Origin of the sequence: Paenibacillus sp. PAMC 26794, assembly GCF_000316035.1 — a bacterium.
Taxonomy (GTDB): domain Bacteria; phylum Bacillota; class Bacilli; order Paenibacillales; family Paenibacillaceae; genus Paenibacillus.
In genome coordinates this window covers 1-13,160 of sequence record NZ_ANHX01000063.1, presented here as the reverse complement: position 1 = coordinate 13,160, position 13,160 = coordinate 1, and the positions used below count along the sequence as shown (strand labels likewise).

Below are 13,160 nucleotides of genomic sequence, written 5' to 3'. Positions count from 1 at the left end.
ATTACCATTGCTAATTCATCAGTAATAGCTAACAGCGCAGGTCATGTAGCTATTTCAAGGTTCTCATCCTTCTTTTAATCATTTATACAATTATAGGATGGCGATAAGGCGTGTATTAGGCTGACTAAACCGCTCTCCTGCACGTTAGCTCTCCAACACAGTCGATGATAAAAAATGAAAAAAAGTAATCGCGCAAAATATATTGAATGGCAAGTATTTTGTTGCTTTCTACTCATTGAACCAGGGGCATTTCCGATTATAGATAAAATAAATGACATAATATTATATCCTTTTTCTCTGATTTATCCCTATTTAACAATGTTATTCGTCATTTTACGATATACAATCTCTTTATTAACACAATCCATCATTTACAAAAATCACAAATTTTCATGGTGTATACAACAAGCTTTTCAACTAATTCAATCGTTGTTTCGGCACGTTTAAGATAGGAAACGCACATATGAGGGAAGTTTTGTGTTTTTATGTTTTCTGGGCAGGGATCGCAGTATCCGCGGATGGGGGAGGAGCTGTTTGAGCAGGATGCGTTGTTCAGGGAAACGATGCTTGCTCTCGATCAAACGGTTTTGGAATGCGGGGGCGAGTCAATCATCCGGCATATGTACGGAGGATCGTAGACAGGCGAGGACGCTTCGAACGAACAATTATGTCGCATCCCGCCATCTATATGGTGGAGTATGCACTTGCCCAATCCTTGTTGACTCGTGGTATGATGCCTGATTATGTCCTAAGCAGCAGCCTTGGCGAGACTGCCGCTGCTGCCGTTGCATGCGTATTCAGTGCAGAGGATGGCTTGCGCTGTGTTATGAAGCAAGCTACAGGCGTAACGGGCACGACCGGAGCCACTGGCGCTACGGGCGCGACAGGATCTACAGCAGCATCTGCGCCAGCGAGTTCTTCCTTGTTTGCTGACAGTCAGACATCATCATTGTCTCTTTCATTAACAGCTGAAACGACGATCCAGACCCTAAATGTGACTGTGGTGACAGGCCAAAGGGTGAAAATTGACAATAGTACGCAAGTTGCAGTGGTGGTGGGGTCCAACTGGAGTATCGCATATAACATCAACCTGAGAGTGAACGGCGTTTTGATTAACCAATTGCAGCTCTCCAGAACAGGGAATGCTTCCGGTTCAATATCATTCCTTTCTTCCAACACTTACGTGGATACAGCAACTGCTACAACAACTAACGTATATACTATAAGCATTTCATTTGTGACAACTACAAGTGTCACAAGTTCTTCAGCGCAGGTGAGAAATATCAATGCCATTGTATTCACTTAAAGTTGACGTCTAGCTTATGATAATTGCACGTTACTTTTGTTGACATATCGGATACTGTACATTACTCTATTCTTATAGATGTATCGAAAATTCAGCGGTCTAACATGCAAAATCAATTCAATGATGTTAAGGCGGATGATAACGAGCGGGAGAGACCTGGGCAGACCGAGTAAAATCACATGCTGCCAAGGCACCGAAGGAGCAAGCTGCTGCGCACCCGGCGCAGCGGTTAATCTCTCAGGTAAATGTACCATCGTTGGACGCAACTCTGGAGAGTGCGCAATATGCGCCACCCAAGGGGTATATGTTTAAGGGGCAGTTTGCAAGGTGTGTCACCTGTGGAATACAGGCAAAGCATCTGTGTGCTTCTTATCATGAAACTCTCAGGTATCGAGGACAGAGAGAGGGCCGTGGGCCTTCTTCTGTCCTTTTTGTATGTCATCGCTCAGTAATAAAGGAACATTATGAATACTCGTATGGTTGGATAGGATGAATATAAATGGAGGGGTGCAGGTGCGTTTTAAAGACGTTTTTTCAATTATTGGTCCGTCTATGACAGGTCCATCAAGTTCACATACAGCCGGAGCGGCGCGATTGGGGCGAATGGCCCGCCAGTGGCTGGGGTGCACACCGGAACGCGCCCGGCTGACGCTGTATGGCTCATTCGCGGATACGTATCAGGGGCACGGCACGGATCTTGCGCTGATCGGTGGTCTGCTCGACTATGTCACAGACGATCCGCGTATACCGGATGCAGAGCAATACGCAGAGGAAGCGGGCATGGAGGTGGAGTTTTACACGAGCGGCCTGCCAGCCCCCCATCCCAATACGGTCAAAATTGAGTTGTGGCACGGAGATCGTCAATGTTCACTAATCGGTGCTTCTATCGGCGGTGGTAGTGTATCGGTGCATGCTTTAAATGATTTTCGTGTACAGATCAGCGGAGAGTTTCCAACGCTTGTGCTGCGCCATTCGGACAAAGCCGGAGTGCTCGCTTCGGTCACATCCACAATCAGTTCGTCAGGTGTGAATATTGGGTATATGCAAGTGGATCGGAAAGCCAGAGATGGTGAAGCGTTGACCGCGATGGAGATGGACGCTGTGCCTAATGCTGAGATGCTGAAGCGTCTGCGCTCACTGGACCATGTGCTTGAAATTCGCGTCATCGATTTGAAGAGAGGGGTGGAGCCGGATGCGATTTAATTGAATGCCGTCTGTACAGCAGAGTCCAAAACGATTGCCCGCTTGATGATCGAAGAGCAGGTTCAGGAAACAAATACTCCAGAAGCCGATGTTGTGCGGCAGATGTCAGATTACTATCAGGTGATGAAGGAAGCGGTGCGCAAAGGACTGACAGAAGATACGACATCACGCAGTGGATTAACGGGTGGAGATGGCAAAAAAATGGCCGAGTATATTCGCAAGGGTGAGACTTGCTCCGGTGATGCTTCGGCACTTGCCATGGCGTATGCCTTGTGTGTATCTGAAGTGAATGCCTCCATGGGTCGGATCGTGGCAACACCAACAGCGGGTTCCTGCGGCATTATCCCGGGTGTGTTTATCAGTTCACAGGAGCGGTTTGGCTGGACGGACGAACATTTGGTGAACGGGTTGTTCTGTGCGGGAGCGATTGGTTATGTTATTGCCAACAATTCATTTATCTCCGGTGCCGAAGGTGGCTGTCAGGCGGAAGTGGGTTCCGCGATCGGCATGGCTGCGGGTGCCATGGTTGAACTGCGTGGAGGTACACCGGAACAGGTCGTTCATGCCGTAGGCTTGGCGTTAAAAAATACACTGGGCCTTATCTGCGATCCAGTCGCAGGCCTTGTTGAGATTCCGTGCATCGTCCGTAATGGACTGGGTGCAGTCACGGCGCTGGCTGCGGCTGATATGGCCCTGGCCGGAGTGCGTAGTGCCATACCGTCAGACGAGGTCATCGACGTTATGCTGGAAGTAGGCAGTGCGATGCCGAGCCGTCACCGGGAAACAGCCCAAGGCGGACTGGCTCAGACGCCAACCGGCCGCAAAATGATGCAGAAGCTGGCTAAACCAAAGGCAAAGCGTGCCGAGCCTGAGCAGGAGTCCCCTGCTGGAAATGACGTAGAACCTAAGGCATAATAGAATTGATATGAATTAAATCTAACGCTAACTCGTGAACCTTGAGCCTTGATTATTAAAGTTGAAGTAGAGCTCCCTGCGTGATATGAAAAGCCGATACCAATCTTCCTAGTGAAGATTGGTATCGGCTTTTTTTGTCTTTCACCAACAAGAAAAATAAAAACATTGACGATATATAAAAGAGCGAAACAAAAATAAAAGGAGATGGTTAGAATGAAAGGGATTTTCCAGACGAGTCTGCTGTTTTTGAAAAATGGAGCTACTATTGTGGGTTTAATTACGGCCGTGCTGTTTCAGGTTTTCTTTAACATCATCTGGCTTAGCGGATACGATCAGGTTAATGAGAGAATGACTGAGCTAGCTGTCACTATTGTTAATGAAGACGGGGCGGCAGCTGAGCCGTTGGCCGCGTCTTTGGCAGCGGGTCTGAATTTCGAGATCAAACCATCTGAATCGATGCAAGAAGCGAGACAGATGTTAACGGATCGGGAAGTATACATGATCATTGAGATTCCATCCGGTTTTATGCAGCAGGCAGAAGACTTGTCGAAGCCGATGACAGTTAAGTATGTGATGAACGAATCAAACGTGGCTACCGTGAAAAGTGTGATGCAGAACGTAGCCGCACAAGTTACAGCGACATTGAATCGTGAAGTACAAGAGAATGGTATTCGCGGAGTTCTGAATCAGTCCGGTATGACTGCCGATCAGTCCGATTCGCTGGCGCTGGGGTTATCCTCACGCGTGGAAGCAGAGGTGGAGCGACTGAATCCTGTTGATAATTTTGCTTTCTCCATGGTACCGATGTTGATTGTAACGGCTACGTTTACCGGAGCGATGTTGCTTGGCATGAATCTGCAGAAAGTATCTGGTGAACTGAGTAGCAGGGCAGGGAAATGGGAGCGCTTCTGGGCGCGCAACATCGTTAATGTTGGTGCGGCATTTATCGTTTCGCTCGTTGGATCGGGGATGATGCACATTATGGGGGTATCGTCAGCAGCCGGTTGGTTCATGTTATGGCTGTTCCAGTTGCTGGTCACCATATCTTTTATACTCATGGCTCAGTTGAGCTTGTTGTTGCTTGGCAATGCTGGGGCTTGGTTAAACAGTGCGTTGTTACCTCTACTGATGCTGTCATCGGGATCAACGATTCCGCGAGATGTAATGCCTGAGTTCTACCAAGTAATCGGTCATTATCTGCCAGCGACTTATGCCGTAGAAGGAATGATGAACCTTGTGCTCGGAGGAAACGGGATCGGCCGGGATGTGATGTTGCTCTCCGTAATCGGTGGAGTAACACTGACTCTGGGTGCGCTTTGCACCTGGATCAGACGCTCCGGCCCGGTACGTTCTGAAGCTCGTAGGGAGGACCAGACTGCTGCTGTGCCTGTTGCTCTGAAAGCAACCGTTTCGTCATCTGATCATTGAACAAGGGGTACTGATTGTGATACGTTAAGGGGAATGGAAAGGAGCGGTACACCGATGAACACGCAGCATGTCATCCTCGGAATACTGCACAATCAGCCAAGTTCCGGATACGAGATCAAGCAGTACTTTGAACAATATTTTTCATTTTTCTTTGATGCCAGCTTTGGCACCATATATCCTACACTTGCGAAGATGGAAAAGTCAGGATTGCTGACTAAGGAATCGGTGAAGCAGGAAGGGAAACCTGATAAGAATGTGTATTCATTGACTCCTGAAGGAGCAGCGCAATTTCACGCCTATTTAATGAGTCCTTTGGAAGCTGAGGTATTTCGTTCTGATTTTCTGATGCGTTTGTACTTCGGAGAGTTGGCGGATGAAGATACTGTAACGGGTTGGATATCCACCCAGTTGAAGCGAAAGGAAATGTTATATGCTGAACTTCAGCGCCAGATGGAAGAATTCGGCGAACGTATTTCACCTGCACAGCGTCTGTGTCTGCAAGTGGGGCTTGTACAATATGAGGCCACCATTCAGTTGCTCAAGGAACAGCTGGTGCAGCCAGAGTAATCTCCATGGCCATAATGAATAACGTCAAAATCAAATAGGCACTCATCAGATCCGGAACAGGTCTGTGAGCGCCTATTTGATTTTTTTATATTCCGATGAAGTGGACTCCTGTCCGGTCTTGCATAAAAGCAAATATAGCTTGGTGTTTATGTGAGACTAGTACTCAGTACAGCATATCCGTACGCAGGCAGTTCAATGGCGAGCACACCATCTTCCTTGGCGGTACGATGGTTTTCACCGAATAACTCGGTCCATTCCCCGTCACCTGCTTCTAGCTCGACAATAGCCGTCTCTTCTGATCGATTGAACAGAACCAGAATGCGTTCCTCCTCATTTTGCCGCTCAAATACCAGTTGGCTGCCATCGGGACGAGCCTGCAGGAAACGAACGGTGCCTTCTGCACGCAGCACAGGATGAGCATGACGCAGGGAGATCAGTTTCTGATAAAAGTCGAACAGCTCCCGGTCCTGCTTCGCTTCATCCCATTCCATGCATTTACGGCAGCCCGGATCATGCTCGCCGTCCATGCCAATCTCGTCTCCGTAAAAGATGCACGGAGCACCCATGTAACTGAACTGGAATAACGCAGCCAGCTTCATCTTGCGCTGGTCGCCTTCACATAGCGTGAGCAGCCGCGGGGTATCGTGGCTGTCCAGCAAGTTGAACGCCACTTCGCTGGCCTGAAGCGGATAACGGGATAACTGTCGCCCGATAGAGTTCGCGAACTGTTCGGCGTGCATCGTATTTTTTACAAAGAAAGCATTCACGGCATCCGTGAACGGATAGTTCATGGACGCATCGAACTGGTCGCCTTGCAGCCAGGAGGAAGATTCGTTCCATACTTCGCCCAGAATATAGGCATCCGGATTAGCGGCTTTGACTACACGACGGAAATCGCGCCAGAATGCATTATCCACTTCGTCCGCCACATCCAGCCGCCATCCGTCCGCACCCACTTCCTTGATCCAGTACTCGGCAACCTCCAGCAGGTATGCCTTCACCTCAGGATTTTCCGTATTCAGCTTCGGCATGTGCGCTTCGAATGCAAATGTCTCATATGTGGGGATGCCGTCCTTTACGTCCAGCGGAAATTCGTGCACATGAAACCAGTCCTTGTATTTGGATTGTTCCCCGTTCTTCTGAACATCGACAAACGGCGCAAACGTCTTCCCGGAATGGTTGAACACAGCATCCAGAAGTACGCGAATTCCACGTGCATGGCACAGCTCGACCAGTCGTTTCACGGTATCTGCGTCACCAAAGTGCCGGTCTACCCGCAGGTAGTCTTCGGTATCGTATTTGTGATTGGTGGTGGCTTCGAAGATGGGTGTGAAGTAGATCGCATTAATGCCAAGATCGCTGATGTAATCCAGATGGTCGATCACTCCTTGAAGGTCACCGCCGAAAAAATTGAAAGGTGTTGGCTCGCCGCCCCACGGCTCCACCTTTTCCGGACTAATATCCGGATTGCCGTTGGCGAATCGTTCAGGGAAAATCTGATAGAACACTGCATCCTTAACCCATGCAGGGGGTGCGAATACAGCTCCAGCATGAATATAAGGGAACTGGAACATACGACCCGGATCGTCCGGTTCTTCTTCCTGGAAGTCCGTCTCGGTCATCCAGATCTGTTCGTCTCCGTTTTTTAGCAGAAAAGAGTATTTCAGTCGGTGGTAGGGAGGTTTCACCTCACCCTCGTAGTAATCGAACATGGAGTCAGAGGTGAACTTCGTTAAGGGAACCAGCGCTTTGGTTGCATCCCACGCATATTTATCCCCGGTCAGGGCATGGACCTCGGTCAGATCATTCTTTTTGACACGCAGGCGCAGATGAATTGTATCTTGGTCATAGGCATAGGCCCAGTTTCGTTTCGGTTGATGATAGATGGCTTCCAGCAACATAATGAATTTCCTCCCGTCAGGTGTAGAACTGATATGTACTTGGTAGACTTGATTAATATGACATTCCCCACGTTAATGGATAAGCTATAATTAACCAAAAGGGTACAGAAAGGAAACGAATATTCGGATGAAAACCAAATTGTTATACATTGAAGATGATACGGAAATTGCAACATGGGTCAGAGCCGATCTGGAGGAGCGAGGTTATGAGGTGGTATGGCTCGGAAGTGGTGAAGGTGCAGCTGAGGCTGCTGTCGGTTGCTCATTGATCATTCTGGATGTCATGTTGCCAGGCCTGGATGGATTTACAGTGGGCCAGCGACTGAAAAAAGAGCATCCTGCCGTACCCATTGTCATGCTCTCGGCCAGAACGTCCATTGACGACAAGCTGCACGGTCTTGATTTTGCCGATGACTATGTGACCAAACCATTTCACCCCGATGAACTGGCTGCCCGGATTGAAGTACAACTGCGTAAGGCAGGAACAGCGGTCTCATCGGATACAGCCCTGAAGCTGGATCATCTCTCCATCTATGAGAAGGACAACCGGATCGTCAATGAGGAGACGGGAGATGAGATTATTTTATCGGGAAAACAGTTCCACATCTTCGCCTACCTGCTACGACATATGGGCATGATTCGAACCAAAGAGCAGATCTATGAAGCCGTCTGGAACGAGCCCTATCTGGATGGAGATAAGACTTTGATGGTACATATTCGACATCTGCGCGAAAAGCTGGAGCTTGATCCGGCCAATCCGGTAGTTATTCAGACGGTCCGCGGTGTGGGATATCGCGTGAAGAAGCCATGATTCGGCGGTTCAGAGAACGGAAAATCATGAAGGGAGAACGAGGCGTGTATCATAAGCAATCCGGGCGGCGCAAGCTACGCTTTGGGCGGTCCTTGATGTCCAGATATATCATCCTGATTCTGGCGGCCGTATTATTCGTCCCCGTCGTGCTTCCGATCATATCCATCCTATATGTTGTCGTAGTGAATAACACGAATACGAATCAAGAGGCACCTTATGGTGACGTTACCCGGATCAGTAACCTCTGGTCGCGTGAAGCGGAGAACCTGGATGGCGCTTCGGATGGAGAGGTTAGCGCACGGTTGAAGCAGATACATCGTAAGTATCCCAAAGCTTCCATGTATCGAGTGAATGCTCGTGGTGAGACGGTCTTTATTCTGGGTGGTGAAGATGTAACGTTGTTGAAATCCACGTCAGCGGATGGCAAGACAGACACGGTATTAAAGTGGTCATTGGATTCCGGGAAAACGGCTGAGACTCGGATTCCAGCCGAATGGAATGCGAACAATACCGTGCAATTCATGAAAAAAGCTTCCTATCGTGATCCACTAACTGTAGTTGCCTATGTAGGCGGAGATGAAGAGGATAGAGGACAGGGCTTCATGGTCATTGAAGTGCCGCGATCGCTTTTGCAAAAGACACAAAATAATTTCCCAATGGAACTCTTGTATCTTGGCATTGTCATGATCATCATCTTTATGATTTTCATCATCATGTCGATTCTCTTCTTCGCACGCATTCGCAAGCGACTGATTCGTTTGCAGACGGCCATGATGACCCCGGGCAAGGAAGGCATTCCGCTTCCGGTGGATATCCGCCGGTTAGATGAGATCGGTCAGCTGGAGGAATCCTTCAATCAGATGGTGCATCAACTGTCCGACAGCCGCTATCGTGAACGTGAGGAAGAACAATTGCGCAAACGTCTCATTGCGGGACTTTCCCACGATCTGCGTACGCCGCTAACGGTGATTCGTGGACATATGCATGCTTTGCACAAGGAAGCGCTGAGTGAGCAAGGTGACCGTTCATTACATCGCATGGAAGCGAAGATGGAGGACCTCGGCGGGCTCATTGACAACATGTTATCCTACAATTTGCTCACAAGCGGTAAATATACACTGAAGCTGGAAGAGAAAGATATACTGCGGATCGTTAGGGAAACGGCGGCGGCCTGGTATCCGGTCTGGGAGAAAGAGCAATTCGAAATTGATATTGACCTGCCGGAGGAACCATTGATATGGCATATGGATGAACAGGGCATGCGCCGTGTTCTCGATAATCTGTTTCAGAACGTGATCCGTCATGCCGCTAGCGGAAAGTATATTGGCATATCAACCAAGGAGATTCAGGGTGAGACGGCTATTGTTATTCAGGATCGGGGTCCGGGAATGCAACAGGATTCCGACACAAAAGGCACAGGTCTGGGCTTATCCATTGTAGACCTGTTGATTCGTGAGATGGGTCTGCGCAAGCGGGTAGACAGTTCCGATACGGGTGTCCAGACATATATCTACAGTGGTAAGGGGAACAGGGAAACAACAAACCGCTGAAATAGCTTTTTTAAACTAAACTTAAACTTGAGACTACCTTGGCTTTAACCTTGGAAGGTTACGATAGTTCCGAGGTGATCATACAGTGAGTGAAAATATTATTCAAACGGCTAATCTATGGAAAACATACCGGGACCGTGCAGCGGTCCGTGAACTTGATCTGCATATTAAAAAGGGAGATATCTACGGCTTCCTCGGTCCCAACGGTGCCGGTAAAACAACAACGATTCGCATGCTTCTCGGTTTGATTAAACCAACCAAAGGCGTGATTCGTGTCTTCGACAAGGACATCCGCAAGGATCGCATCGATATTTTGCGCCGTGTGGGTTCCTTGGTCGAATACCCGTCCTATTACGGACATCTGAACGCAGTAGAGAATCTGGAAACTTTGCGCCGCATCATCAATGTACCAAAATCAAGAATTGCTGAAGTGCTGTCCATTGTAGATCTGACCAAGGATGCCAAACGTTCAGTGAAGGGATATTCCCTTGGGATGAAGCAACGTCTGGGTATCGCCAGCGCTTTGCTGGGTGAACCGGAGCTGCTGATTCTGGACGAACCAACGAATGGGCTTGACCCTGCCGGTATTCAGGAGATTCGGGAACTGATCAAACGCATGCCGCTGGAACATGGCATTACCGTTCTGGTTTCCAGCCACTTGCTGAGTGAAGTCGAACAGATGGCAAGTCGCGTTGGTATTATCCGTGAAGGCAAGATGGTGCTTCAGGATACCATCGCAAGTCTGCATAGTCAGACGGGTAGCTCTATCCGGTTAACGGTTTCCGAGCCGGAAGAGGCTATGAAGCTGGCGAGAGAACAGGGGCAATTCGGTCAGCAACAAGGTTCTGAATTAACGTTCCCTTATATGGATAACAGTTCAGTGGCACTGCTTGTGCGCCGATTAATTGAGCAGGATCATGATGTGTATCGTGTAGAGGAACAGCGTCAGTCGCTGGAAGATCTGTTCATGCGGGTCATTGGCGAGGGGGCTTCCATATGACCGGGCGTGCATTATCGTCAGACTGGCTCAAGATTCGGGGGAAAGGGATCTGGTTTCTTGTTTTTCTGGCCCCTCTTGGATTGACAGCGATGCAGGCGCTTAATTTTGGCTTACGGCTGGACTATCTGAAAGAGCAGTATGCAGATAACCTGTGGGGCGGATTGCTCGGCAATGTGGTTATCTTTGTGCCCTTGTCTCTGATGCTGGGAGCAACCATTCTCAGCTCCATGATCGCTAATGTTGAGCATGAACAGGGATCGTGGAAACAGTTGCTCGCGATGCCCATTCCCAGACCAGCCGTGTATTTAGCCAAGTTCCTGCTTGCTTGTGTGCTGCTGGTGATCTCCTGCCTGCTGTTAACCGCAGGAATTGTGGGTCTGGGTCTGATCCTCGGATTCCATGCCAGCGAAATACCTTGGACACATGCGATCAAGCTGGGGCTATTGCCCTTGGCTGGTGCACTTCCGGTGTTGTCACTGGAGTTGTGGCTCACGATGGTTAACAAGAATCAGGCGCTTCCCGTCACCCTGGGCATCGTTCTCGCGATAACGGGTATGTTCTCACTCAGTATCTCACCTAGCTTTCCACTCGCATGGGCACAGATGGCCTGGAATGGGCCTAATCCATACCTGTATGCAGGCATGGGGGCAGGTCTAGGCTTATTGATCCTGTTGCTGGGTATGATGCATTTTAGCCGGAAGGATGTGGCCTGATATGAGCTTTGCAACAACGTACTTCCGAATTTTGTCCGCTGAACGATTGAAAATGGGCAAGTCCCCCATATGGCTCCTGATTCTGTTGAGTCCACTCATTGCGCTGCTCATCGGACTGTTGTCCACGCCATCGGGGAATTGGCAGGTATTGATGGGCACCATGGTTTTCTTGCACGGATTACTCCTGTTGCCGATGCTGACTGGCGTGTTTACGTCCTTTGTCTGCCGTTTTGAACATGCAGGTGGAGGGTGGAAGCAGATGCTTGTTTTGCCGCTTACACGTTCAGGTGTATATGCAGGTAAACTGACGATTGTACTCATGCTTTTGGTGGGTACACAAGTATTGTTGCTGATGTCCATTCTGCTGGCAGGGTTGATTCACGGCATTACGATGCCAGTACCTTGGGGATTCTTGGCGAGCAAACTGCTGCTTGGGTTGCTGGCCTGTGTACCCTTGGCTGCCTTGCAGATGTTCGTTTCCCTGGTGTGGAGCAGCTTTGCCGCACCGCTCGCGCTGAATTTTGCACTGACGGTGCCGAATATTCTTATCGTAAACTCGGCTACATTTGGGCCGTATTATCCATGGGCACAACCGATGATTCTGATGACGCCAATGGAAGGCGGAGGTTTCGGAGCCTATAATGTTCCACTGCTGACAATGCTGGCGGTCGTGGGAGGCAGTGCTGTCATTTTTATTGGAATCGGCATGCTGTATTTTGCAAAAAAAGAAATCTGAATAATCCGTTACACACTTGGTTATCGTAGATCAAAATCCTCTTTAAGCAAAACATGCAAAGCTCTATTGTATGTATGCTTCAGGAGGATTTTTTCTAATGTCTGACCCACCCATCATGAATGGTCAGCTCGCGAATGATTTTGGCTGGTGCCCCGGCTACAAGTGTATTCTCGGGTACATCTTTGGTTACCGTGCTTCCTGCTGCCACAACTGCATTTCTGCCAATGGTCACTCCGGGCAAAATAAGCGCGCCTGTACCAATCCAGGCATTATCCTGAATCACAATCCGCTTGGCAGTCTGGCTCCCGTCATCCAGAGAGTCAATCCGGTGATAGGCACTGTCAAATATGCTTGTTCGAGGACCAATCATGACGTTATTGCCGATGGTCACTTCAACGTTAGCCGCAATCCCCACACCTGCATTAATCATAACGTCATCGCCAATCGTTAATCGCGCGCCTTTGACCACCGTTAACTGGGTTCCCCAAGGTTTGCCTATAATGTTAAGCCGCTTTCCCACCTGCAAGTCACCCAATCTATTCAGATAAACCTTACCCCTGATTCGTGGCAGCAGGCCCATAGAGGGCTGAATTTTACCAAAGATGGCCAAACCTCTTAGTTTACCGTAAACAATTTTAACTCTGTTGGGCAGCATGATTCATCCGTCCTCTCCGTAGTCAAAAAACTTTTTTTAAAGATTATAGCCTTTTCGATACAAAATGTATCGTTAATTTTATATCGAGGCATCATAAGGGCGGATTATCTCTCTTTCTTTGAGAAACTTTGTTTCAGGCGGGGATCGGGTTCATCCTCTCAACCCCCTAACGAATCCGAGGAGTCTTAATCAAGGATTTGAAGTGATCTCAGGAATCTAAGGAACCTGAGACCTAAGCTTGACCCACAACGAAGGGAATAATTTACAGTAAATAAAGATAGTTATCCAAGATGGTACGGAAGGCCTGAAGACCTCTCCAAAGAACCTTTGCTCCTGGATCGCCATCACTTTTGCGTCCCAAAAAGCCACCGAGTT

12 protein-coding genes and 1 riboswitch are annotated in these 13,160 nt (G+C 48.8%); of the genes, 10 read left to right on the top strand and 2 right to left on the bottom strand.

Annotated features, from left to right (window positions below; all coding sequences use genetic code 11):
- The first annotated feature begins 592 nt into the window (after positions 1-592).
- From D829_RS32615 to D829_RS0121315, 5 genes are all read left to right on the top strand, one after another.
- Complete coding sequence (locus tag D829_RS32615) at positions 593-1,306, top strand: acyltransferase domain-containing protein (RefSeq protein WP_081595063.1); 714 nt, start codon at positions 593-595, stop codon at positions 1,304-1,306.
- 136 nt (positions 1,307-1,442) lie between these two features.
- Positions 1,443-1,568, top strand: a riboswitch (glycine riboswitch).
- Positions 1,569-1,819: 251 nt separating this feature from the next.
- Positions 1,820-2,509: an L-serine ammonia-lyase, iron-sulfur-dependent subunit beta gene (gene sdaAB / locus D829_RS0121330; protein WP_017690964.1), complete on the top strand. Its 690-nt coding sequence runs from the start codon at positions 1,820-1,822 to the stop codon at positions 2,507-2,509.
- Positions 2,510-3,424 carry an L-serine ammonia-lyase, iron-sulfur-dependent, subunit alpha gene (gene sdaAA, locus D829_RS0121325; protein ID WP_017690963.1) on the top strand — a complete coding sequence of 305 codons (915 nt, stop codon included), beginning with the start codon at positions 2,510-2,512 and terminating at the stop codon, positions 3,422-3,424. It begins immediately after the preceding gene.
- Positions 3,425-3,637: 213 nt separating this feature from the next.
- Entirely contained in the window at positions 3,638-4,852 is a 1,215-nt protein-coding gene (locus tag D829_RS31670; protein ID WP_017690962.1) for an ABC transporter permease, read from the top strand.
- A gap of 54 nt (positions 4,853-4,906) precedes the next feature.
- The gene (locus tag D829_RS0121315) at positions 4,907-5,419 is read left to right on the top strand and encodes a PadR family transcriptional regulator (protein WP_017690961.1); all 513 of its coding nucleotides are present in this window, start codon (positions 4,907-4,909) and stop codon (positions 5,417-5,419) included.
- Between the two features lie 146 nt (positions 5,420-5,565).
- Here D829_RS0121315 and D829_RS0121310 read toward each other — a convergent pair whose 3' ends face one another.
- A complete protein-coding gene (locus tag D829_RS0121310; RefSeq protein ID WP_017690960.1) occupies positions 5,566-7,320 on the bottom strand; it encodes an alpha-glycosidase in 1,755 nt (584 codons plus the stop codon).
- Between the two features lie 127 nt (positions 7,321-7,447).
- Here D829_RS0121310 and D829_RS0121305 point away from each other — a divergent pair, with 127 nt between their 5' ends.
- The 5 genes from D829_RS0121305 (at position 7,448) to D829_RS0121285 (ending at position 12,130) form a co-directional block, all read left to right on the top strand.
- Complete coding sequence (locus D829_RS0121305) at positions 7,448-8,131, top strand: response regulator transcription factor (protein WP_017690959.1); 684 nt, start codon at positions 7,448-7,450, stop codon at positions 8,129-8,131.
- 44 nt (positions 8,132-8,175) lie between these two features.
- The gene (locus D829_RS0121300; RefSeq protein WP_241230804.1) at positions 8,176-9,681 is read left to right on the top strand and encodes a HAMP domain-containing sensor histidine kinase; all 1,506 of its coding nucleotides are present in this window, start codon (positions 8,176-8,178) and stop codon (positions 9,679-9,681) included.
- Between the two features lie 85 nt (positions 9,682-9,766).
- Positions 9,767-10,681, top strand: coding sequence for an ABC transporter ATP-binding protein (locus D829_RS0121295; protein WP_017690957.1), 915 nt, complete (start codon positions 9,767-9,769; stop codon positions 10,679-10,681).
- Positions 10,678-11,394, top strand: coding sequence for an ABC transporter permease (locus D829_RS0121290; protein ID WP_017690956.1), 717 nt, complete (start codon positions 10,678-10,680; stop codon positions 11,392-11,394). Before D829_RS0121295 ends, D829_RS0121290 begins: the two co-directional genes overlap by 4 nt.
- Position 11,395: 1 nt before the next feature.
- Complete coding sequence (locus D829_RS0121285; protein WP_017690955.1) at positions 11,396-12,130, top strand: ABC transporter permease; 735 nt, start codon at positions 11,396-11,398, stop codon at positions 12,128-12,130.
- A 94-nt stretch (positions 12,131-12,224) separates the two neighbouring features.
- Here the strand turns inward: D829_RS0121285 and D829_RS0121280 are convergent, their stop codons facing one another.
- Positions 12,225-12,785 (bottom strand): DapH/DapD/GlmU-related protein, encoded by a 561-nt coding sequence (locus tag D829_RS0121280; RefSeq protein WP_017690954.1) that lies wholly within the window; start codon positions 12,783-12,785, stop codon positions 12,225-12,227.
- Between the last annotated feature and the right edge of the window lie 375 nt (positions 12,786-13,160).

Coding starts and splice junctions, on each gene's coding strand:
- D829_RS32615 (WP_081595063.1), top strand. CDS start 593: ATGCGGGGGCGAGTCAATCATCCGGCATATGTACGGAGGATCGTAGAC.
- D829_RS31670 (WP_017690962.1), top strand. CDS start 3,638: ATGAAAGGGATTTTCCAGACGAGTCTGCTGTTTTTGAAAAATGGAGCT.
- D829_RS0121315 (WP_017690961.1), top strand. CDS start 4,907: ATGAACACGCAGCATGTCATCCTCGGAATACTGCACAATCAGCCAAGT.
- D829_RS0121310 (WP_017690960.1), bottom strand. CDS start 7,320: ATGTTGCTGGAAGCCATCTATCATCAACCGAAACGAAACTGGGCCTAT.
- D829_RS0121305 (WP_017690959.1), top strand. CDS start 7,448: ATGAAAACCAAATTGTTATACATTGAAGATGATACGGAAATTGCAACA.
- D829_RS0121290 (WP_017690956.1), top strand. CDS start 10,678: ATGACCGGGCGTGCATTATCGTCAGACTGGCTCAAGATTCGGGGGAAA.
- D829_RS0121285 (WP_017690955.1), top strand. CDS start 11,396: ATGAGCTTTGCAACAACGTACTTCCGAATTTTGTCCGCTGAACGATTG.
- D829_RS0121280 (WP_017690954.1), bottom strand. CDS start 12,785: ATGCTGCCCAACAGAGTTAAAATTGTTTACGGTAAACTAAGAGGTTTG.